Origin of the sequence: Mesorhizobium sp. WSM4904 (genome assembly GCF_029674545.1) — a bacterium.
GTDB lineage: Bacteria > Pseudomonadota > Alphaproteobacteria > Rhizobiales > Rhizobiaceae > Mesorhizobium.
The window spans coordinates 5,735,169-5,757,906 of the sequence record NZ_CP121354.1 but is presented as its reverse complement, the minus strand read 5'-3'; the positions used below and the strand labels follow the sequence as shown (position 1 = coordinate 5,757,906).

The following is a 22,738-nucleotide window of genomic DNA, read 5'->3' as shown; positions in this document are numbered from 1 at the left end:
GCCGCCGCGTTTTTCCGCGGAATCCAAGGGGAAAGATCAAATCCGACGACGGGAGCTGCGGGCTATTCGCCCCACACGGCCAGTTCGTTGCCGGCTGGGTCGGTGAAATGGAACCGCCTGCCGCTGGGGAAGGAAAAGATCGGCTTGACGATGCTGCCGCCGGCATTCTCGATCGCTTCGAGTGTGCCCTCAAGGTTTTCGGAATAGAGCACGGGCAGCGGTCTGGCGGGCGCCTCGCCGGCATCGGCCTGGAAACCGCCGTCGAGCCCTTCGGCAAAAGCGGAGTAGGTTGGCCCGTAGTCGGTGAACGACCAGGAAAACGCCGCGCTGTAGAAGGATTTGACGCTGTCCAGCGTGCCGCCGGTGGCCGGCAGTTCCAGATAGTCGAGTTTTCCGTTGAGTTTCATCACGCTACTCCACTTCGTTCTTGTTATGTTCTATATCGCGTGGCCGATATCGGCAAGTCTTTTTGACGCAGCTTTTGCTTAATCGATTGTAGTGGCGGCGCTCGCTTTGCCGACGCTTGCCTTTCGCACTGCAGCATCCTATCGCTCGGATCGGAAGGGCGGGGAACCGGGCCTTGGTCCGGGTGTTGTCCATCTTCCAAGGACCTGGAGGGCATGCATGACCAAGTGGGTTTACACCTTCGGCGATGGCGCCGCGGAAGGCCGTGCCGGCGACCGCAATCTTCTCGGCGGCAAAGGCGCCAATCTGGCCGAGATGTGCAGCCTCGGCCTGCCGGTGCCGCCGGGCTTCACCATCACCACCGATGTCTGCAACGCCTACTACGCCAACGGCCGCACCTATCCGGCGGCGCTCGAAGCGGATGTCCTTGCGGCGCTCGACCATATCGGCAGGCTCACCGGCCGCCGTTTCGGCGACCCGTCGAAGCTGCTCCTGGTCTCGGTCCGCTCCGGCGCCCGCGCCTCGATGCCCGGAATGATGGATACCGTGCTCAATCTCGGCCTCAACGACGAGACGGTTGAGGCTCTAGCCGCCGATTCCGGCGATGCGCGCTTTGCTTATGACAGCTATCGCCGCTTCATCCAGATGTATTCCGACGTCGTCATGGGCCTCGACCACGAGGTTTTCGAGGAAATCCTCGAGGACCAGAAGGCGAGCCTCGGCCATGAACTCGACACCGAGCTTTCGGCCATCGAATGGCAAGGCGTGATCGCGCTCTACAAGGCCAAGGTCGAGGAGGAGCTCGGCAAGCCGTTCCCGCAGGACCCCCGCGAGCAGCTCTGGGGCGCCATCGGCGCGGTGTTTTCGAGCTGGATGAACAACCGCGCCATCACCTACCGGCGCCTGCACGACATCCCGGAAAGCTGGGGCACAGCGGTCAACGTCCAGGCCATGGTGTTCGGCAATATGGGCGAAACCTCCGCCACCGGCGTCGCCTTCACCCGCAATCCCTCGACCGGCGAAAAGCAGCTCTACGGCGAATTCCTGGTCAATGCTCAGGGCGAGGACGTGGTGGCCGGCATCCGCACGCCGCAGAACATCACCGAGGCGGCGCGCATCGCCGCGGGCTCCGACAAGCCTTCCCTGCAGAAGCTGATGCCGGACGCCTTCCAGGCCTTCGTCGACATCTCCGACCGGCTGGAGAAGCACTACCGCGATATGCAGGACCTCGAATTCACCATCGAGCGCGGCAAATTGTGGATGCTGCAGACCCGCTCCGGCAAGCGCACCGCCAGGGCGGCGCTCAAGATTGCCGTCGAGATGGCGAGGGACGGGCTGATCACGAAGGAGGAGGCGGTCGCCCGCATCGATCCCGCCTCGCTCGACCAGCTTCTGCACCCGACCATCGATCCGAAGGCCGCGCGTGATGTGATAGGCATGGGCCTGCCGGCCTCGCCGGGCGCCGCCACCGGCGAGATCGTCTTTTCGTCCGGCGATGCCGAGGACGCCAAGGCACAAGGTCGCAAGGCGATCCTCGTGCGCATCGAAACCAGCCCCGAGGACATCCACGGCATGCATGCCGCCGAAGGCATCCTCACCACGCGCGGCGGCATGACCAGCCATGCCGCGGTGGTGGCGCGCGGCATGGGCAAGCCCTGCGTGTCGGGCGCCGGCTCGCTGCGCGTCGACTACAAGGCCGGCACGCTGATCTCGATGGGCCAGACCTTCCGCAAGGGCGATATCATCACCATCGACGGCGGTAACGGCCAGGTGCTGAAGGGCGCGGCCGCCATGCTGCAGCCCGAGCTTTCCGGCGATTTCGCCGCCATCATGGAGTGGGCGGATGCCGCGCGCCGCATGAAGGTGCGCACCAATGCCGAAACGCCGCTCGATGCGCGCATGGCGCGCTCCTTCGGCGCCGAAGGCATCGGCCTTTGCCGCACGGAGCACATGTTCTTCGACGGCGACCGCATCGTCGCCATGCGCGAGATGATCCTCGCCGACACCGAGAAGGACAGGCGCTCGGCGCTCGACAAGCTCCTGCCGATGCAGCGTTCGGACTTCCTCGAGCTGTTCGAGATCATGGCCGGCCTGCCGGTGACGATCCGCCTGCTCGACCCGCCGCTGCACGAATTCCTGCCCAAGACCGAAACCGAGCTCGCCGAGGTCGCGGCAGCGATGAACGTATCGGCAGACAAGCTCAGGCAGCGCACCGAGGCGCTGCATGAGTTCAATCCGATGCTCGGGCATCGCGGCTGCCGGCTCGCCGTCTCCTATCCGGAGATCGCCGAGATGCAGGCGCGCGCCATCTTCGAGGCGGCGGTCGAGGCAGGCCGCAAGGCCGGCGCTCTGGTGGTGCCCGAAATCATGGTGCCGCTGGTCGGCCTGGTGAAGGAGCTGGAATACGTCAAGGCACGCATCGATGCGGTGGCCAAGAGCGTCATGCAGGAGACAGGCACGAAGATCGATTATCTCACCGGCACCATGATCGAATTGCCGCGCGCGGCGATCCGCGCCCATGTGATAGCCGAAGCGGCCGAATTCTTCTCCTTCGGCACCAACGACCTGACGCAGACGACTTTCGGCATCTCGCGCGACGACGCGGCCTCCTTCCTCGAGACTTACCGGCAGAAGGGCATCATCGAGCAGGATCCGTTCGTATCGCTCGACGTCGACGGTGTCGGCGAGCTGGTTCGGATCGCGGCGGAAAAGGGCAAGGCGACGCGGCCAAAGATCAAGCTCGGCATCTGCGGCGAGCATGGCGGCGATCCAGCCTCCATCCGCTTTTGCGAAGAGGTCGGCCTCGACTACGTGTCGTGCTCCCCCTACCGCGTGCCGATCGCGCGGCTGGCCGCCGCGCAGGCCGCCGTGGAAGCCGCGAAGAGCAAGGCAAAGCGCGCCTGACAGGCGCGCCGGCACCTTACGATTTTGTATGGAAACTCACGCGAACGTGCGTGTTATGGTTCCGAATCTCGACATCGTCTCAGAGCAGTTTCTGATTCCGAATTCCTCGGTGCGAGAAACAGATGTTGCAGATTTCGCCCACCTCCTTCCGGTCGATCCTGGTCCTGCAGACCAAGTTTGTCGGCGACGTCGTGCTTGCCTCGGCATTGGCGAAGAATCTGCAACTGGAATATCCGGGCGCCAGGATCGTCTTTCTTTGCGACGCTCGTTTCGGCGGCTTCCTCACCGCGCATGGCATCGCGTCCGAAGTCATCACCTTCCGCCGCGCCCATATGCGCGGCACGCCGCTGCAGCGCGGGCGCGAGCTGTTCCGGATGATGCGCGAGTTGCGGCAACAGCGCTTCGACATGACCATCGACATAACAGACTCAAAAACCTCGCGAATCCTTTCCGGTGTGGTCAACGCTCCGGTCCGGATAGGGCACTACCCAACCGAGCGGCCGATGCGCTGGTATGAGCGCCAGCCCGCCAATGTCAGGATGAAGCCCTACGCCTTCGGCGAACAGCATTATCTCTACCGTTATCTATCGCCGCTCGAGGCGCTTGGTGTGGACCTGCGCGTCAGGGTGCCGGCGATCCGCCCGCTGCCTTTCGAAACGACGCTGGCCCTCGCTTTGCTGGGCAAATATCGCCTGCGGCCCAATGCCTTCGTGGCGGTGCATGCCGGAGCGAGCTTCCCCGGGCGCCGCTGGCAGCCCGAGCGCTTTGCCGCCGCGATCGAACGGATATCGACCGAAACCGGCCTGGACGTCGTTCTAGTGGGCGGTCCCGATGAAAACGAGGCAACGGACAAGCTCGTGGCGACTGCGAAGGCACCGGTCGTCAATCTGGTCGGCGCGCTCTCGCTCGAAACGCTTTTGGCGCTGCTCAAGGAGGCCAGGCTGTTCCTCGGCAATGAGAGCGGTCCGATGCATATGGCGGCTGCCGCCGGCACTCCCGTGGTCGGCCTGTTCGGCCTGACCAACCCGGCGCAGTGGGGACCTGTCGGCGTTCCCAGCATCTCGTTGCGGCCGCCGATGCCTTGCGATTGCGTCGGCGGCGACCTGTGCCGCCGGACCGATCCGAGCAAGGCATGCTGTGTCTGGCGCCTGGAAGTGGCTTCCGTCGTCGAGGCAGTGCGCGAACTTCTGGCGCGGACCGAGGTTTCGCTGGAGCAGGCGGTCTGACGATCACGCAAATTGTTGCGCGGTTGCTTTTCGGATACGAACCGTCCCGATTTTCGCCTAGATGCGGGTCTTGTTGACGCCATCTTGCGGTTGAACGGCTGGGCATGCTGGGCTTGGAAAGAATGACGGATTTGCTTCGGAAATCGCTTTGCGCGCTCGCTCTGTCGGTCGCGCTGGCCTCGGCCGGCAATGCCGCGACGCTGGTCGAGCCGACGTTGCATCTGAGGGGCGGCGGCGGGCGTGTGGCCCTCACGCTGGATGCCTGTGGCGGGAAGACCGATACGCGCATTCTTTCGGCGCTGGTCGAGAACAGGATCCCCGCGACCATTTTCGTTACCGGCATCTGGCTGAAGCACAACGCCGCCGCTGTCGAGATTATGCGGGCGCATCCGGACCTGTTCGAACTGGAAAATCACGGCGGCCGTCACATCCCGGCGGTCGATACGCCGCGCAAGATCTACGGCATCAGCAGCGCCGGCAGCCCTGATGCCGTTCAGGCCGAAGTCGAGTCCGGCGCCGCCGCGCTCGCAAGCGCCGGCGGCCCGGCGCCGAAATGGTTCCGCGGCGCCACCGCCGAATACAGCCCGTCGGCGATCGCGATGATCCGCAAGCTGGGCTTCAAGATCGCCGGCTTCTCCGTCAACGGTGACGGCGGCTCGCTGCTCGGCGCCAAGCAAACCGCCCGGCGTATCGCCGCCGCCAAGGACGGCGACGTCATCATCGCTCACATCAACCAGCCGACCCATGCGGCGGGCGAGGGCGTTGTCCAGGGTCTGCTGACCCTGAAGCAGAAAGGCATGACCTTCGTTCGGCTGGACGATGCCGAGGGTGTGGGCAACGACGGCACCACGGACTGACCGGTGCGCTGATATTCAGGTGATGCCGGTCTGCGAAGGGCGGTTTCCTGCGCTTCCGGTGCTCACGTACTTAAGTACGCTCCGCTCCGGTTCTCGGAAACCGCCATTCTCGACTCGGCCTGACCTGAATCTCAACGCACCTCGGCGCGCCGGTTCGAAGCTCTCAGTCCGGCTTAGCCTCGACCGCAACCTTGCTCGTATAGAACGCGCCGTGATCGCGGATCTCGGTCATTTCGTCGAAAGGCTGCTCATAGGCCCACATCGCGTCCTTGCCGCTTTCGCCGGCCGGCAGGACGCTCCAGTAGCTCGCATCGCCCTTGTAGGGGCAATGCGTCGAATGCTCGGTCCTGGCGAGCTTGCCGAAATCGATGTCGTCGAAGGGAATGTAGAAAACCGCAGGGTAGGGCGGTTCCGACAAGAGCCTGGCCCGGGTCGACCTGGCAATGACGGCGTTGCCGGCGCTGACCGTGACGGTGCCGCGGTAAGGTTCGATCGTTATCACCTTGCCTGGATTGCGTTGAAAGCCGGGGGCGGGGTTGGCGCGCTTGTCCATGACGGTTCTCCTTAAGCAATTCCAGGAAAAATGCGTTGGGTTTCCGCGTGGAATTGCGACAAGACAAAGGGAGCAATTCCAGGAAAGTGGCTTTCCGGATGGAATCGCGTGAACAGAAGCTCAGGGCGGATCTGCGAAAGTTGAGCCGCTGTTGTCCCTCAAAGGTGTGTCCGACAAGCGCCTCGCGCAAGAGCGCGCCATGGCGCGAAATCGCGCCCAAACGAAATATTGTTCCAGCCGATGCCGACGGTCAGGCGGCTGCCTTGAACGCGTCCATGAGGCCCGCATAGGCTGCGGCGATGCCGGCGACCGGATTGGTGCTTCTCGCCGCGGTCTCGACCTTCAGCGCTCCGCCCGTGGTCGGCAGTGTGAGCAGCAGGAACTGGCGGTTGCCGCCGTCGCCGACGCATGCGGCAGCAACATGCTGGCCTTCGCCGTCGTTTTCGACGCACATCTTGAACAGCAGCGTTCCGCCGACAGCCTCCAGCGCGCCGCCGACGACTTCGGCAAACTCGTCGTCGGAAACGGTTTTGGAGTCCGGCGTCAGATCGTCCAGACTTTCGGCAAGGGTGCTTTCGAGGGCTTTTTCGTCGAGCTGCGCGTCCATGCGAACCTCTCCATTCGCCAATCTCACCCAGCCCGTTAGTAAAACTTAACGCCGACGATGGCCGTATTGTGGCGGGGTTCACGGCTTGTTCGATCCATCCACCGCCTTGGACTTATGGCCGCTGGACAATCCGCCGGATCATTCCACAATGCGTGAAACAATGACGCGAAAGCGCAAAAAGGGGAGGAGCCGAGATGCTCGGACTGATGCAGGAATGGCCACTGCTCTGCCACAAGTTGATCGATCACGCCGAACGCCAGCACGGCGGCCGGGAGATCGTGACGCGTTCGATCGAAGGCCCGATCGTGCGCACGACCTTTGCCGACATCCGTCATCGGGCGCTTAAAGTGGCGCAGCGGCTGGAGCGTGACGGCTTCGGGCTCGGCGACCGCATCGCCACGCTTGCCTGGAACACCGCCCGCCACATCGAGGCTTGGTACGGGATCATGGGCATTGGCGCGATCTATCACACGCTCAATCCGCGCCTCTTTCCCGAGCAGATCGCCTGGATCATGAACAATGCCGAGGATCGGGCGATCTTCGTCGACCTGACCTTCGTGCCGCTGCTGGAAAAGATCGCCGGCCAAGTCAATTCGCTGAAGCAGGTGATTGTACTGACGGATCGGGCGCATATGCCGCAAACGTCGTTGCCGAATGCGGTTGCCTATGAGGAATGGCTTGCAGAGGCCGACGGCGCCTTCGCCTGGAAGACCTTCGACGAGAACACCGCCGCCGGCATGTGCTATACCTCCGGCACGACGGGCGACCCGAAAGGCGTTCTCTACAGCCACCGCTCGAACGTCCTGCACGCCATGATCGCCGCCATGCCCGATGCCATGGGCGTTTCGACGCGTGACGTCGTCCTGCCGGTCGTGCCGATGTTCCATGCCAATGCCTGGGGGCTCGGCCAGACCGCGCCGATGATCGGCGCCAAGCTGGTCATGCCAGGCTGCAAGATGGACGGCGCCTCGATCTATGAATTGCTCGACACCGAAAAGGTCACGTTCAGCGCCGCGGTGCCGACGGTGTGGATGATGCTGCTGCAATATCTGGAGGAGACCGGCAAGAAATTGCCTTATCTGAACAAGGTCGTCATCGGCGGTTCGTCCTGTCCGCGCGCCATCACGGCCAAATTCCAGGACAAATATGAGGTTCAGGTCGTGCATGCCTGGGGCATGACCGAGATGTCGCCGCTCGGCACGCTGTGCACCATGAAGCCGGAATATGAGGGGCTGACGGGCGATGCCCGGCTCGATATCCAGGGCAAGCAGGGCCATCCGCCCTTCGGTGTCGAAATGAAGGTGACCGACGACGAGAACAACGCGCTGCCCTGGGACGGCAAGACTTTCGGACGCCTCAAGGTGCGCGGCCCGGCCATCGCGCGCGCCTATTACGGCGGTGTCGGCTCCGAGCAGTTCGATACCGACGGCTGGTTCGACACCGGCGACGTCGCACATATCGACGCCAGCGGCTATATGCAGATCACCGACCGCGCCAAGGATGTCATCAAGTCGGGCGGCGAGTGGATCTCCACCATCGACCTCGAGAACCTTGCCGTCGGCCATCCCGATGTCGCGGAGGCTGCGGCCATAGGCGTGCCGCACTCCAAATGGGGCGAGCGGCCTCTGCTGGTCGTCGTGCGCAAGCCGGGCAAGGAGCCGAGCAAGAGCGACATCCTGACCTTCATGAGCGGCAAGGTCGCCAAATGGTGGATGCCCGACGATGTCGCCTTCGTCGGCGAGATCCCCCACACCGCCACCGGCAAGATCCAGAAGACCACCTTGCGCCAGCAATTCAAGGAGTACCGGCTGCCGACGGATTGAGGATTGTTCGATCTTTCGGCTTCAAGCCCGCGCCAAAAACATCTAAGTCTCAGCCCGGGCTGGGGTAAATGCGGCAGGCGATGGTTACAATTCCTGAACGGCAGACGTCGAGGGCGGCCGGCTGGTCGCGGCGGATCGGAGCGTTCTCGCTCGTCCTTTTGCTGACGGCCCTTGCCGGCTACCGCCTGGACCTTGTCGAGACGCCGCCCTTCCTGTGGGTGCTGGCGATCGCCGCGTTGCTTGCGGCGCTCGCGCTGCTGCTTGCCGGGCTTGCCTTGTCGAGGCTGTGGAATTTCGGCGACCGCGGCGGCCGCGATCTCAGCCTCGGCGCGCTGCTGGCGCTGCTGGTGCTTGCCCCTTTCGGCATCGCCGTCTACTGGGCGACGATCTACCCGCCCTTGCGCGACATCTCGACAGACCTCGACGACCCGCCGCTGCTCGACACCGGCGACCGGACAAGCGACATGAATGCGCTGTCGCCGCCCACACCGGGCGAGCAGAGCCTGCAGGCGCAGGCCTATCCATTGGTCACCGGGCGTAGCTACAATCTGCCCTTCGAAACCGTAGTCGACGCGGTCGAAACCGTGCTCGACCGGCGTGACTGGCAGCTGACCGCGCCCTATCCGGACATCAACGGGCAGAGCGAGGCGACGATCAATGCGGTCGCCAGGGGCTTCGTGCTCGGGCTGCCGGCCGACGTCGCCATCCGCGTCACCGACGACGGCGATTCGGTCATCGTCGACATGCGCTCGGCCTCCCGCTACGGCCGCTACGACTTGGGCGACAACGCCGCCCGCGTCACCGATTTCCTAGGCGAGCTCGATCAGGAGGTAGCCGGCCAGGTCGGCTCGGCGCCGGCCGAATAGGGCAATTCCAGGAACAGTGTCTAGCGGTTTTTACCGTCCGGAATGCGTAAACCAGCTCACGCCGGCCTGAACATACCGTCGATCGCCGGGTCGCCGTCGGTGGCGACGAGGCCGCGGGCTACAAGATCCTCGAGATGGGCAAGCACCGACAGCCCGGCGGCGCCGTGGAGCCGCGGATCGGTGTCGCGATAGATCGTCGCGACCATGTCCTTGATCGTCCGGTCGCCGCCACGGATGCGTTCCAGGATCGCCCGCTCGCGCATCTTGCGGTGCGTCTTCAGCCCGCGCATGAAGCTGCGCGGCGCTGTCACCGGTCCGCCATGGCCGGGCAGCAGCAGGCGGTCGCCGCGCTCGATCAGCCTGTCGAGCGATTGCATAAAATCGGCCATCGCGCCGTCCGGCGGCGCCACGATGGACGTCGCCCAGGCCATGACGTGGTCGGCCGAAAACAAGATGCCGGTGCCTTCGAGCGCGAAGGCCGCGTGGTTGGCGGTGTGACCGGGCGTCAGCACCGTCCGCATCGTCCAGCCGTCGCCATGCGTAAGGCTGCCGTCGGCCAGCGCGACATCGGGCACGAAAGTCACATCCGCGCTGGCGTCGAGCGGGTTGACCTCGCCGATGCGCAACGGTCGCGCCGGCCGATGCGGGCCTTCGGCAAGCACGATCGCGCCCGTGCGCTCTTTCAACCGCGCCGCGAGCGGCGAATGGTCGCGGTGGGTGTGGCTGACGAAGATGTGGCTGACCGGCCTGCCGCCGATCGCCGCGAGCAGCGTCGCCAGATGCTCATCGTCATCCGGTCCCGGATCGATCACGGCAAGCGTGTCGCGGCCGACGAGATAGCTGTTGGTGCCATGAAAGGTGAACGGGCTCGGGTTGCGGGCTGTGATGCGCTGGACGTCCGGCGCGACGGTGACCGCCTGGCTGTAGACGGGATCAAAACGTGTGTCGAATTCTAGCGTCATGCCCGGTCCTGCTGCTCAGGCGGCAAAACGATTGCCGCTTCCCCCGGAAGCCAATATAGGAAAATCGTGCATGTCGCCCAAAACTGCGCAGCGGTTTTGGGAGAACGACAGGCATCAAGACAGAATTTTAAAGCGCGTCGCCTGATCCGTTTCTGCGCGATGCGCTTTAAAGCCAGCAAATCAGCCACAACGGGGAAGACCATGGCAACTGCAACCACGATGCGTCCGCTCGTTTCTCTCGCTCTGCCCGACCAGGGCGCGGCACGGCTGGCGACGCAGTTCTTTCTGGCGCTTGCCGGAACCCTCCTGCTTACCCTGTCGGCGAAGACGAAAGTGGTGCTTGGCCCCGTCGACATCTCACTGCAGACACTTGCCGTCCTCTTGATTGCCTCAGCCTTCGGCATGCGCCTCGCAGTCGCGACGCTCATCCTCTATCTCGCCGAAGGCGCGATCGGCCTGCCGGTCTTCCAGGGCACGCCGGAAAAGGGCCTCGGCATCGCCTATATGCTGGGCTCCACCGGCGGCTACCTCGCCGGCTTCGTGGTGATGGCGGCGATCGCCGGCTGGGCCGCCGACCGCGGCTGGGACCGGCATCCTTTCAGGCTCTTCGGCGCCATGCTCGTGGCCGAGGTCGTCATGATGGCGATGGGTTTTGCCTGGCTGGCGGTCCTCATCGGTCCGGAAAAGTCGTGGCAGTTCGGCGTCGTCCCGTTCATCGCCGGCGACCTGATCAAGGTGGCGCTGGCCGCCAGCCTGGTGCCGGCCGTCTGGGCGCTGCTGCCGAAGCGGACGTGATCCGGGCAAAAATTAGTATAGGCCGGCATGCGCTTAGCCTGCCGGCCCTTTTTTATGATGCAGACGGGAATGACCGCGAGACTGCGGCATGGAGATGACAGGAAGGCAAATAGCATCGCAAAGAACTTAAGGCGACAATTGACAAGCCGGTGCCCGAAACCTAAGCACGGGCAAACTTGGCGTCTGGGCGGGGGCCTCGGCAGTTCAAGGAGAGCTTGTTGAAAGGAATTATCCTCGCGGGCGGCAGCGGGACACGTCTTTATCCGCTTACATTAGCAATATCTAAGCAAATCCTGCCGATCTACGACAAGCCGATGATCTACTACCCGCTGAGCGTGCTGATGCTTGCGGGGATCCGCGAGATCCTGGTTATTTCAACGCCGCGCGATTTGCCGGCTTTTCAGGCTCTGCTGGGCGACGGCTCCGAATTCGGCGTCGAGCTCTCCTATGCCGAGCAGCCGCAACCCAACGGCCTCGCCGAGGCTTTCGTCATCGGCCGCGACTTCATCGGCAAGGACAACGTGTCGATGATTCTCGGCGACAACATCTATTTCGGCGAGGGCCTGTCGCTTCTCTGCCGCGCAGCGGCGGCACGTGAAAGCGGCGCCTCGGTGTTCGCTTACCATGTCGATGATCCCGAGCGGTACGGTGTCGTCTCCTTTGATAAGGTTACCGGCAGGGCTTTGACGATCGAGGAAAAGCCTCAGAAGCCGAAGTCCAATTGGGCCGTCACGGGTCTCTATTTCTACGACAACGACGTCGTCGACATCGCCTCGACGATCCGCCCTTCGGCGCGCGGCGAGCTCGAGATCACGGCTGTGAACAACGTCTATCTCGAACGCGGCGAGCTGCAGGTGCATCAGCTTGGCCGCGGCTATGCCTGGCTCGACACCGGCACGCATGACAGCCTGCATGAAGCGTCATCCTTCGTGCGCACGATCGAGCACCGCCAGGGCATCAAGGTCGCCTGCCCGGAGGAAATCGCCTTCGAGCAAGGCTGGCTCGGCGCCGAAAAGGTTCTGGAGCGCGCGGCGCGCCTGGGCAAGAATGAGTATGCCGCCTATCTGCGCAAGCGCGTTGCCGATCTTATGGAGGAACGTGGTGCTTGAGGTCAGGCCACTCGGCCTCGAAGGCGCGCTGGAGATCGTGCCGAAGCGGCATGGCGACGCGCGCGGTTTTTTCAGCGAGACCTGGAACGCCGCCCGTTTCGCCGCGGCCGGCATCCATCTCGTCTTCGTGCAGGACAACCATTCCTATTCCGCGGCGGCAGGCGTGCTGCGCGGGCTGCACTACCAGCTGCCGCCGCGCGCGCAAGCCAAGCTGCTGCGCGTCATCAGGGGCAGCGTGCTCGATGTCGCGGTCGACATCCGCCGTTCCTCGCCGACCTTCGGCAAATGGGTCGCGCTGGAGATATCGGCGGAAAAGGGCAACCAGATCCTGGTGCCGAAAGGCTTCGCGCACGGCTTCGTCACGCTCGTGCCGGATACCGAGGTGCTGTACAAGGTGACCGACACCTATTCGCCCGAGCATGACCGGTCGATCCGTTTCGACGATCCGGCAATCGGCATAGAATGGCCGGAAATTGCCGGCGGATTCCAGCTTTCGGACAAGGATCGCAAGGCGCCATCGCTTGCCATGGCCGAGGTGTTCGCGTGAGGAGGGACGGCGGCATGAATTTCCTGGTCACCGGCGGCGCCGGCTTCATCGGCTCCGCCGTCTGCCGGCATCTGTGCGCCAACCCGGCCTATCGCGTCACCAATCTCGACAAGCTTACTTATGCGGGCAACCTCGCATCGCTGAGGCCGATCGAGAACGCGCACAATTACCGTTTCGAGCAGGCCGACATCTGCGATGAGCGTGCGGTGCTGGAGATATTGCGCCGCGACGACATCGACATCGTCATGAACCTCGCCGCCGAGAGCCATGTCGATCGTTCGATCGATGGCCCCGGCGCCTTCATCGAGACCAACATCGTCGGCACCTACCGCATCCTGAACGCCGCGCTCGACTACTGGCGCGGCCTGCCCGACGAGCGCAAGAACGGCTTCCGCTTCCACCATGTCTCGACCGACGAGGTCTTCGGCGATCTGCCCTTCGACGGCGGCATGTTCGTCGAGGAGACTCCCTATGCCCCGTCCTCGCCCTATTCGGCTTCGAAGGCGGCGTCGGACCATCTGGTGCGGGCCTGGCACGAGACCTACGGCCTGCCGGTCGTGCTTTCCAATTGCTCGAACAATTACGGCCCCTATCATTTCCCCGAAAAGCTCATCCCGCTGGTCATCCTCAACGCGCTCGACGAGAAGCCGCTGCCGGTCTATGGCGCCGGCGCCAATGTGCGCGACTGGCTGTTCGTCGAGGACCACGCGCGCGCGCTGGAGCTGGTGGCGACGAAGGGGCGGCCGGGCGAGAGCTACAATGTCGGCGGCAATTCCGAGCGCACCAATCTCGGCGTCGTCCAGACGATCTGCGATCTTCTGGACGTGAGGCGGCCGCGCGCCGGTGGCGCGAGCTATCGCGACCTGATCACCTTCGTCGCCGACCGCCCCGGCCATGACCGCCGCTACGCGATCGACGCCTCCAAGATCGCCCGCGACCTCGGCTGGGCGCCGCGCGAGAATTTCGACAGCGGCCTGGCAAGGACGGTCGACTGGTATCTCGACAACAAATGGTGGTGGGGGCCGATCCGCGAGCAGCGCTACAACGGCGAGCGCCTGGGCCAAGGTTCAATCGAAAGCAGAAAGTTCGAAAGCGGCAGGATCGAAAACGGCCCGGTCGGAAGCAGCCCGATCGAGGGCAGGGAGGTGGCCACGTGAGGCTTGCCGTCACCGGACGCGAGGGCCAGGTCGCCGCCAGCCTTATCGAGACAGCACGGGGCCGCGACGACGTGGAAGTCGTCGCCGTCGGCCGGCCGGCGCTCGACCTGGCGCGGCCCGACACGGTGTTTGCAGCGCTGGAAGCGGCAAGGCCGGACATCGTCGTTTCGGCGGCCGCCTACACCGCCGTCGACCAGGCCGAGGACGAGAAGGACCTGGCCTTCGCGGTGAACGCAACCGGCGCCGGCAAGGTGGCCGAGGCGGCAGCAAGGCTCGGCGTTCCCGTGATCCATCTGTCGACCGACTATGTCTTCGACGGCACCAAGGACGGCGCCTATGTCGAAACCGACGCGACAGCGCCGCTCGGCGTCTACGGCGCCTCCAAGCTTGCCGGCGAGCAGGCTGTGGCCGCCGCCAACCCGCGCCACCTCATCCTGCGCACCGCCTGGGTCTACAGCCCCTTCGGCAAGAACTTCGTCAAGACGATGCTGAGGCTGGCTGGCGACCGCGGCGAGATTTCGGTCGTTGCCGATCAATGGGGCAACCCGACGTCCGCGCTCGACATCGCCGACGCCATCCTGCACGTGGCGGCAAGGCTGAGGGACGACAAGAATTTTGCCGCGTTTGGCATCTATCACTTGGCGGGCGAGGGCGAGACCAACTGGAGCGGCTTTGCCCGTCACATCCTCGACACAAGCCGGGCGTCTGGTGGCCCGCACGCGAGCGTGCGCGATATCGCGACCGCGGATTATCCGACCAAGGCGCGGCGGCCGGCCAATTCGCGGCTGTCGAGTGCGAGGTTTGCAGGCGTGTTCGGGTGGACGGCGCCGGAGTGGCGGGAGTCGGCGGAGGCAGTTGTGCGCCGGCTGGGGGGTGAAGAGGCGAAACAGGCATTGAGTGCATGAACAAGCATCCGTCCCCTGAGCAATTGCACGACGCGACGCCGCAGCCGGCCGATCAAGCGGCGCCGAAGAGACGCGCCAAGGCCAAGCCCGCGAAGCGTACCTGTATCATGGTGCTCGGCATGCATCGCTCGGGAACCAGCGCACTGACGAGGGCAATCAGCCTGCTTGGCGCGGAGCTGCCGAAGAATTTGCTGGGGGCCAATCCTTCAAATCCGACCGGACATTGGGAACCACAGCGTCTCATCGAACTACACGACCAGATGCTTGCCGAGGCCGGCAGCCGTTGGGATGATTGGCGCTCGTTTGACCTCAACGACCTTGGAACCGCGCGTCTGCAATTCTACAAGGCCGAGATCGCCAAAGTGATCGATGAGGAGTATGGCAGTGCCTCGCTTTTTGTCCTGAAGGAACCCCGTATTTCGCGTTTCGTGCCGCTTTATGCGGAAATTCTCGAACGAATGCATATCGATGTTCGCTACACGCTGGTCTCGCGTAACCCGTTGGCAGTGATCGCTTCACTGAAGAACCGGGACGGATTTACGGCAGGCTTCAGTTCTCTTCTTTGGCTTAGACATGAACTGGATGCCGAGCATGCGACGCGGGGCCAGTCACGCATCTTCTTGTCCTATGAAGGCCTGCTCGACGATTGGCGACAGGGTATCGAAGGCATTACGAACACTCTCGGAATCGATTGGCCGCGGCCGAAAATGGAGTGGCAGTCTTTGTTGGCCACGCATTTTTCTGCCGACAATCGGCATTTTACGGCCAGCGCCGATTTGCTCGACGCGGACCCGCGCATCGCCGGCTGGATTAAGGATGCTTATGCGGCCCTGACGGCGCTTGAAAAAAACGCTCGTGACGAACGTGCTTTGAAGCAGATTGATGCGGTGAGTTTGGCTTTCGAGGGGGCGAGTTCAATCTTCGGTGACGCCTGCTTCCCCGAATTGGATGCTCGCATCAGGGCCATGTCGGAAGTTCAAGCCGAAACCGCGAGGGTGGCTGAAAGCCGTTCCGTCGAATTGAAGGAGCTTGAAGTCACGGTTGCCAAGATGCGCGCAGAGGCGGCTGAACGTGACGAGCGCGCCGCCAAATTCGCAAGTGATCTAGCGAAGACGAAGCGAAAATTTCAGGCGGATATGGACAGGCGAGCAGCGGAAGCTGGGATTCAAGAAACAACGATCGCCACGTTGCGTGCCCAATTGAATGAAAAAGACGCCGCTGTCGAAGAAGAAAAAAATAGATTTCTTCATGCCTTGGAGACGTTATCTGCCATAAAGAGCAGTAGATCTTGGAAAATTACACGCCCTCTACGCGCCGCGACGACGGTCGCTCGGAGTTTCCCTCCCTTTAGGCTTGCTCGAACGCTGGTCCGTTCGGCTTTCCGTGGTGTTTCGGTAGGAAAATATGCTGCAAAGAGGGTTATATATCGCACAGGCCACGCATTGAAGCTTATTAGAAGCGAAGGATTTTATGTAACATTCGAAAGAGCGAAGCGCTTTGCCGTCAGAAAACGGCATGCCCTCCCAGGGCTTGTGCTGAATAGTCGTACAGATTCTTCCTCGTTTTCCCTTGTTCGTGACGACGGTGCGACGAATGCAAGGCGCCTGTCGCCGGAGCATGACGTGGCCGTTCGTATACCGTTACCTCGAGTCTCAAAGGTAGCGTTACCCGGAGACATTGCGGTAATTGTCCATGTTTTCTACACGGAAGTATTCCCTGAAATACTTGCAGCGCTTAGGAACGTCGGAAAGGATTTCAGCCTATACGTCTCAACAGTCGACAATAGTAAGGCTGCTGCTGTAAGAAGAATGTGCGAGGAGAACGGTTTCGAGCGCATCGATATCCGCATATTCGAGAATAGAGGGCGGGATATCGCGCCGAAGATTGTAGGGTTTCGTGATATATACGATAGGCACGAATTCTTTCTGCACCTTCACACAAAAAAATCTCCTCATTTGTCTGCTCTTGAGGGTTGGAGGTCATATTTGATCGACAACCTGATTGGATCGAAAGAGATCGTTAAATCAGTATTTTCGATTTTTATGTCGAATCCAAAGATCGGTATAATTTATCCGCAGCACTACGCCCCCATTCAACCTATGCTGAATTGGGGGTTTGATTTCAATATGGCTAAGGGCCTGCTGCGGCGCGCCAACTGGGATCTCAGCAAAGACAGTGTTCTGGAATTCCCGTCCGGCTCGATGTTCTGGGGGCGGTCGGCTGCGCTGAAGCCTCTGCTCGACCTGGAATTGTCGTTCGATGACTTCCCGGATGAGGTCGGCCAGGTTGACGGTACCTTGGCCCACGCCATCGAGCGCAGCTATCTGCATTTTGCAGAATGTGCCGGGTTTTCTTGGCTCAAGATTCAAAAGAGTACCGAGCCTCCATCGCCAACGTTGCTGGCTTTGGAGCAACCAAGCGACGCCAGGTTGATGGAGCAGGCTTATGCGCCGCTTTTTGAGGAGCCGGGACGCTTAGAGCTTTCGCTTAGTCGAGACTATGGCGAACTTCGCCCTCTAAAAATGACCAGGTCGAACAGTAGGAAGCCAAGGATCAACCTACTTCTTCCGACGATAGACCCGCTTTGGATTTTTGGAGGAATATCAACTGCGATAAAGGTCTTCGACGAAATAGCTGCTGAGTTGCCCGACTTTGACAAGAGAATTGTTGTGCTCGATTCTCCCGTAGAGCGCAGCCACCTGCAGAACTTTCCTGGATACGTTTTGAACCCACACACGGGCCATGCTGTAGTTTTCGAGGCATTTAATCGAACGCACGGTTTGGACGTACGGGAGGACGACGTCTACATCTCGACGGCCTGGTGGTCGGAGTACCTGCGAAGGTCGATCGCCCGTTTTCAAGAGAAGGCATTCGGCCGCAGTTCGAGCGCGGTCTATTTTATACAAGATTATGAGTCGAATTTCGTGCAGTGGTCCTCGCGATGGGCAATCGCGGAGTCAACTTATGACCTGGGCCAAGGTGTAATCCCGCTCGTGAATTCAGAAGAGCTTTCGACGTTCTTGAAAGACCGATTTGATATTGCTGGTCAACATGTAGTTCCTTATCAAGTTAACAGGACAATTGAGCGGGCAATCGAAAGGGTTCCCAAGGAAAGGATTATTCTGTGTTACGGGAGACCTACCGCCGCCAGGAATTGCTTTGAGATAATCGTTGACGGACTGTCGTTGTGGCAGCAGAGAGATCCCGTCAATGCCATCAAATGGCAAGTGGTATTCCTGGGGGAGAACTTCGATCCGACAAAAACTTGGCCTGTGCAAAATTGTACCGTTCCTGGTAAGGTGAGCCTTGAAGAATACGCGGGATATTTAAGCCGAGCGAGTGTCGGAATTTCTTTAATGATTTCTCCGCACCCCAGCTATCCACCATTGGAAATGGCTCATGCGGGCCTTATTACTATTTCCAATAACTATGATTCAAAGAACATCTCGGAAAGAAGTGAGAACTTGATTGGGATTGATCGGGTAACACCGGATGAAGTCGCTGCGGCTTTAGAAGAGAGCATCAAACTGGCGGAGGAGAATATTGGTCGCCTCGTGAATCGAAAAGAAATTCGGAACATTCCATTCGTGGGAACTAGGTACGATCCTGGCGCGCTTGCGGCCAGGTTACACTCGACGACATGAACGCAGCGTATGTGGGCCGCCTAATGTCTGGAAATCCCTACGTTGAGTCGTACTGGGCTCCGCTCGTTGGATTTTGCGTATTATCGACTGAAGAATGCTATTGGAGTTGCGCTTGCGGGAATTGATATTCTCTCTCATCCGCCGAGAGATCGCTGGCCGTTATCGCGGCTCTGCACTTGGGTTGTTTTGGTCACTCCTCAATCCGCTATTCATGTTGGCTGTATACACCTTCGTTTTCGGCGTGGTGATGAAGGCGCGTTGGACGATCCCGGACCAACAGAACGCAACGCATTCGACTGGTGAGTTCGCCGTCATCCTCTTCTGCGGATTGATCATCTTTCAATTCTTTGCCGAGGTAGTTTCGTTGTCGCCAGGTCTGATCGTGGCCAATTCGAACTACGTCAAGAAGATTGTCTTTCCGATTCAAATACTTCCCGTGGTTTCAGCGGGTGCTGCCTTGTTTCATGCGGCAGTCAGCCTGTTGGTCCTTCTGGTCTTTGCCTATGTCGTGTTTGGCGGTGTACCACTTACGGTGGTTCTGGCGCCGGTGGTTTTCGCGCCATTGATCGTGCTCGTGGTCGGGATCGCCTGGACGTTGGCTTCGATCGGCGTCTACTTTCGGGACAGCAGTCAGATCGTGACGCCGTTGGTGACCGCGACGATGTTCTTGTCGCCGGTGTTCTTCCAACGGGCATCTTTGCCTACATGGCTGCAGCCATGGCTCTCGCTTAACCCACTTGCGATTCCTGTCGAGGGTTTTCGCAATGTGGTTCTCTTCGGCGTCCAGCCGGACTGGTTAGCGCTTGGTTATTATTCGTTGATAGCGCTTGGAATAGCATTTCTCGGATATCAGTTTTTTCAAAAGACCCGCAGAGGATTTGCCGATGTCCTCTAGCGTCTCCTTGGTCAACCGCACGGGATCGGATGTCGCCATCCGTGTGCGTGACGTGTCAAAGCACTATGTGATGTTCGAGCGGCCTGAAGACCGCTTCAAGCAGATGGTGGTGCCGCGGCTAGAGCGTTTATTTGGTCGTCAGCCCCGCCGCTATTTCCGCGATTTTGCCGCTTTGTCGGGTGTTTCTTTCGAGATTGGGCGCGGCGAAACCGTCGGTATCATTGGCCGAAACGGTTCCGGCAAGTCGACATTGCTGCAAATCATTTGCGGGACACTCCAACCGACCAGCGGCTCGGTCGAGGTCAATGGACGTATCGCCGCGTTGCTGGAACTTGGTGCCGGCTTCAACCCGGAATTCACTGGTCGTGAGAATGTGTTCCTCAATGCTTCGATCTTAGGCATCCCGCGCAAGGAAATGGAGTGGCGTTTCGACGACATAGCTCGCTTCGCCGATATCGGGCCTTTCATCGATCAGCCCGTGAAGACCTATTCGTCAGGCATGTATGTGCGCCTCGCCTTCGCCACTGCGATTAACGTCGATCCGGACATCCTTGTGGTGGACGAAGCGCTTGCCGTCGGGGACGAGGCCTTCCAACGCAAGTGCTTCGCCCGCATCGAAGACATTAAAGATAGGGGGGGCACCATTCTTTTCGTCAGCCACGGCGCGCAAACCATTGTCCAATTGTGCACGCGAGCGATGCTGATCGACGCTGGTGAACTTATTCTGGAGGGTAGGCCGAAAACGATCGTGGGACAGTATCAGCGGCTAGTGAATGCAAGCGCCGAAACGGTGACAGAAATTCGCGCGGGAATCGCGGAGCTTAACATAGCTATGTCCGCCCCACAGGTAACAGTGATTGGCGACTTCAGTGAGGGACATTCCGCAGCAGATCCAAAATTGGCGCCTCTCGCGACGGACTCTCCAGCAGACATTTCGTCAGCTTCTTCCAGCCTAGATGGAGCCGAGCCTGACGCTTTGACTGTGTCGGCTGCCGAGACCGAGTCAGAGCCGATCAACGCAAGTGCGCTGTATGCAGACTACTACGATCCCAACCTGTCGTCGAAGTCTACAGTTTACCTTGAAGAACGCGGCGCCCGTATTCGCGATATGCGCATCACGACGCTTAGTGGCGAGCAAGTAAACGTGCTGCAGATGGGGAGGCGCTATGTTTTCGAATACATGGTTGACTTCAACGCTGACGCAACGGGTGTCGGATTCGAATTTCTATTCAAAAGTGTAACCGGCCTTGTTCTGGCGGGCTCAGATACGCACAGAGCTCGGAGGGAACGGACCCAATTCGTCAGCAGTGGGACCTCACTGCGAATAAGTTTCACCTTCAATTGCATAATGCTGCCGGGAGTCTATCTGGCAAGTGCGGGCGTGCGAGGCATGGTCGATGACGACTTCCGTATGCTTCACAAGGTTGTTGAAGGAGTTCTCATCCGCGTCGCCAGCGAGCCAGACCTTGTTGCAATCGGCTACGCAAACTTGGACGCAATGCCTCAGGTGGCCTTGTCCCCAGCAAAGCCTCTAGGGCATTGAGGGTTTCTGCAGCCTTTAACCTCGTGGACTCCGCAACGTCCAGCAACAGATCACTTTTGTCGCCCTCGACTAGCTCCAGCGCAGCGCGGGCCACATGGTCTCCGTCTATGTGCTCAGCACGATAAACAAAGGGCCACCCAGAGGTTGAAAGGAGGCTTGTCAGCTTCCCGCCCCTACGAATTTGATCAACAGCGATGAAAGGAATTTCGTTGCGCATCGCCAAAATCGCTCCGTGAAACCGGGACGTGAGTACCAGGTCACAGGATGAATATAGCCTCTCCATCTCGAGCGGGGTCTGACCGGAGCGCGTCAAGTGGTGTTCGATCTCTACCGTTTTGACCTGATACTTTGTGCCTAGGGTGCTGAGCACGTGCGATACCAGGGCACTGGTGCGGTCATGGAGTGAGCTGTCGGGACCATATTCACTTTGCTCCCCGCGAAGCACTAGTCCTACAACAAGCGGTTCGTTTGATGCGCGTGCCCGTTTTTGTGTGACCAGCGAAGGAGCAAGAATAGCCACATCCTCAAAACGTCGAGGCCCCCCTTCTCGTGCCAATACGACATCGAATGGTTGAGTGTAGCTTACGTGATTAGCTGGAAAAAGGCTGACGCTGATACCGATTTTCTTTGCGGATGGAAATCGACGGATTACCGTCTCCACTATCGGGTGATGCTTGATAACCGGTCCGCAAACGAAGACTAGCGTGGCATAGTCACTATGGACGACCGTGTCCGGCGCTACTCTTTCGCCAGAGATTTCGAATTCAGAACTGGCGGTTAGGTGCCTGAAATTCACTCCTAACGCTTTGAGACGAGCTGCAACACTCTGCAGGGCGTACAAATCTCCGACAGTTCCGTTGTCTTTTAGAGACCCATACCAGCACAAAAGGATCGGCGCAGCTTTGTTGAATCGATCGGCAACCGAAGTGTATCGACCGCTCGAATATTTGACACCTTGGCGAGAGCTGCGCCCGCCGAAGCCGCAAAGGAATTGGTAAGCGCTTCCGTCGCGAGTCGCGATATGATCCACCTTGTGCGTGAGCTTTAGCAACGGAATCTTAGCAAAAGAAACAGCCTCTCGATCCTCTTTCGAAATTGGACCAAGCAATCGCGTCTCATACGGTGCAAACATATGTGGATCGTTCGCCGATATCTTCGGGATCCGATCCCACAACGTGCGAAATTTTTTACTTTTTTGATAAGCGTCGTCAAACAGATGGTGAAACCAGAAGTAATCTGGATCGTCTGTTCGCCCGTCCCAGTGCTGGTGAACTCGCCTCCGCCATTCGTGAACAATATACGACGACTGGTTGGCTGCCAGAAACCATGAAGATAGCATTCGGGTGGGAGCGGGGCGCTCGAAGGCAAAGAACCCTTCGGACATGACGTCATCAAGCCATTCGTCAAGTGCCTGGAGGCAATAGCAGGTAGCGTCTACCCAAACTCCACCGTATCTCGACAGCAATTCGATGCGGACGATATCACTGTACGTTGCGTCCGGAAGCGACATGGAGAGAATGGAACTTGGATCACGCACTTCCGGCAAAAAGTCTGCCAGACTTTCTTTAGTCAGAACTTGAATAGTCCAATCTGAATTGACTCTCTGCCAAGAGCTAACGCAGGCTTTGACGATTGGTGGCGCGGCTTCAATGCCTTGCAGCCATAGTGTCCAGATAATTTTGGGAGGCATCGTTGGTCTCGCTGCGAATCGACCCCTTATGTCCTAACCCCGCGAACGTGGCTAGACCACAATGTCCGCCAATACACATTAGATGGTGTTCATAAGAACGGCATTCACAAAGCAACTAGGCGTCAGAAACTCATTGAGCAAAAAACCCCTATCCCTCTCGCCCGCTCCGCGCTAATGCGATAACCGGGTGACAGGGTTGGGGATTTGCAATCTGGAGTGGCGGGGGACGGTGTCTTGTCCTGCGCCGTTC

General features: G+C 60.3%; 18 protein-coding genes. 13 read left to right on the top strand and 5 right to left on the bottom strand.

Annotated features, from left to right (window positions below; genetic code table 11):
• Nucleotides 1–62: 62 nt before the first annotated feature.
• Nucleotides 63–407 (bottom strand): VOC family protein, encoded by a 345-nt coding sequence (locus QAZ47_RS27965; RefSeq protein ID WP_278231517.1) that lies wholly within the window; start codon nt 405–407, stop codon nt 63–65.
• 217 nt (nt 408–624) lie between these two features.
• On the opposite strand from QAZ47_RS27965, the gene ppdK reads away from it, so the two are divergent.
• From ppdK to QAZ47_RS27950, 3 genes are all read left to right on the top strand, one after another.
• The gene (gene ppdK / locus QAZ47_RS27960; protein ID WP_278231516.1) at nt 625–3,309 is read left to right on the top strand and encodes a pyruvate, phosphate dikinase; all 2,685 of its coding nucleotides are present in this window, start codon (nt 625–627) and stop codon (nt 3,307–3,309) included.
• 122 nt (nt 3,310–3,431) lie between these two features.
• Entirely contained in the window at nt 3,432–4,535 is a 1,104-nt protein-coding gene (locus QAZ47_RS27955) for a glycosyltransferase family 9 protein (protein WP_278231515.1), read from the top strand.
• 122 nt (nt 4,536–4,657) lie between these two features.
• A complete protein-coding gene (locus tag QAZ47_RS27950; protein ID WP_278231514.1) occupies nt 4,658–5,392 on the top strand; it encodes a polysaccharide deacetylase family protein in 735 nt (244 codons plus the stop codon).
• Between the two features lie 163 nt (nt 5,393–5,555).
• Here QAZ47_RS27950 and QAZ47_RS27945 read toward each other — a convergent pair whose 3' ends face one another.
• Nucleotides 5,556–5,945, bottom strand: a complete 390-nt coding sequence (locus QAZ47_RS27945; RefSeq protein ID WP_278204098.1) for a DUF427 domain-containing protein — start codon at nt 5,943–5,945, stop codon at nt 5,556–5,558.
• A gap of 250 nt (nt 5,946–6,195) precedes the next feature.
• Nucleotides 6,196–6,552 carry a hypothetical protein gene (locus tag QAZ47_RS27940; RefSeq protein ID WP_278073191.1) on the bottom strand — a complete coding sequence of 119 codons (357 nt, stop codon included), beginning with the start codon at nt 6,550–6,552 and terminating at the stop codon, nt 6,196–6,198.
• A 194-nt stretch (nt 6,553–6,746) separates the two neighbouring features.
• Here QAZ47_RS27940 and QAZ47_RS27935 point away from each other — a divergent pair, with 194 nt between their 5' ends.
• Both QAZ47_RS27935 and QAZ47_RS27930 read left to right on the top strand, forming a co-directional pair.
• Complete coding sequence (locus QAZ47_RS27935) at nt 6,747–8,375, top strand: fatty-acid--CoA ligase (RefSeq protein WP_278231513.1); 1,629 nt, start codon at nt 6,747–6,749, stop codon at nt 8,373–8,375.
• Nucleotides 8,376–8,455: 80 nt separating this feature from the next.
• Nucleotides 8,456–9,241, top strand: coding sequence for a DUF1499 domain-containing protein (locus tag QAZ47_RS27930; RefSeq protein WP_278231512.1), 786 nt, complete (start codon nt 8,456–8,458; stop codon nt 9,239–9,241).
• A 56-nt stretch (nt 9,242–9,297) separates the two neighbouring features.
• Here QAZ47_RS27930 and QAZ47_RS27925 read toward each other — a convergent pair whose 3' ends face one another.
• Nucleotides 9,298–10,203 (bottom strand): MBL fold metallo-hydrolase, encoded by a 906-nt coding sequence (locus tag QAZ47_RS27925; protein WP_278231511.1) that lies wholly within the window; start codon nt 10,201–10,203, stop codon nt 9,298–9,300.
• Between the two features lie 201 nt (nt 10,204–10,404).
• On the opposite strand from QAZ47_RS27925, the gene QAZ47_RS27920 reads away from it, so the two are divergent.
• The 8 genes from QAZ47_RS27920 (at nt 10,405) to QAZ47_RS27885 (ending at nt 20,798) form a co-directional block, all read left to right on the top strand.
• The gene (locus tag QAZ47_RS27920) at nt 10,405–10,998 is read left to right on the top strand and encodes a biotin transporter BioY (protein WP_278231510.1); all 594 of its coding nucleotides are present in this window, start codon (nt 10,405–10,407) and stop codon (nt 10,996–10,998) included.
• Between the two features lie 218 nt (nt 10,999–11,216).
• On the top strand, nt 11,217–12,107 hold the full coding sequence (gene rfbA, locus QAZ47_RS27915) for a glucose-1-phosphate thymidylyltransferase RfbA (protein ID WP_278231509.1): 891 nt from the start codon (nt 11,217–11,219) through the stop codon (nt 12,105–12,107).
• Nucleotides 12,100–12,654 carry a dTDP-4-dehydrorhamnose 3,5-epimerase gene (gene rfbC / locus QAZ47_RS27910; protein WP_278231508.1) on the top strand — a complete coding sequence of 185 codons (555 nt, stop codon included), beginning with the start codon at nt 12,100–12,102 and terminating at the stop codon, nt 12,652–12,654. Before rfbA ends, rfbC begins: the two co-directional genes overlap by 8 nt.
• A 14-nt stretch (nt 12,655–12,668) precedes the next feature.
• A complete protein-coding gene (gene rfbB, locus QAZ47_RS27905) occupies nt 12,669–13,811 on the top strand; it encodes a dTDP-glucose 4,6-dehydratase (protein WP_278231507.1) in 1,143 nt (380 codons plus the stop codon).
• Entirely contained in the window at nt 13,808–14,716 is a 909-nt protein-coding gene (gene rfbD, locus QAZ47_RS27900) for a dTDP-4-dehydrorhamnose reductase (protein ID WP_278231506.1), read from the top strand. The genes rfbB and rfbD overlap by 4 nt, the downstream gene beginning before the upstream one ends.
• Nucleotides 14,713–18,360 (top strand): rhamnan synthesis F family protein, encoded by a 3,648-nt coding sequence (locus tag QAZ47_RS27895; protein ID WP_278231505.1) that lies wholly within the window; start codon nt 14,713–14,715, stop codon nt 18,358–18,360. The genes rfbD and QAZ47_RS27895 overlap by 4 nt, the downstream gene beginning before the upstream one ends.
• Nucleotides 18,361–18,472: 112 nt before the next feature.
• Nucleotides 18,473–19,255, top strand: coding sequence for an ABC transporter permease (locus tag QAZ47_RS27890; RefSeq protein ID WP_278231504.1), 783 nt, complete (start codon nt 18,473–18,475; stop codon nt 19,253–19,255).
• On the top strand, nt 19,245–20,798 hold the full coding sequence (locus tag QAZ47_RS27885; RefSeq protein WP_278231503.1) for an ABC transporter ATP-binding protein: 1,554 nt from the start codon (nt 19,245–19,247) through the stop codon (nt 20,796–20,798). The genes QAZ47_RS27890 and QAZ47_RS27885 overlap by 11 nt, the downstream gene beginning before the upstream one ends.
• Here the strand turns inward: QAZ47_RS27885 and QAZ47_RS27880 are convergent.
• On the bottom strand, nt 20,695–22,488 hold the full coding sequence (locus tag QAZ47_RS27880) for a capsular polysaccharide synthesis protein (protein ID WP_278231502.1): 1,794 nt from the start codon (nt 22,486–22,488) through the stop codon (nt 20,695–20,697). The genes QAZ47_RS27885 and QAZ47_RS27880 overlap by 104 nt on opposite strands.
• Between the last annotated feature and the right edge of the window lie 250 nt (nt 22,489–22,738).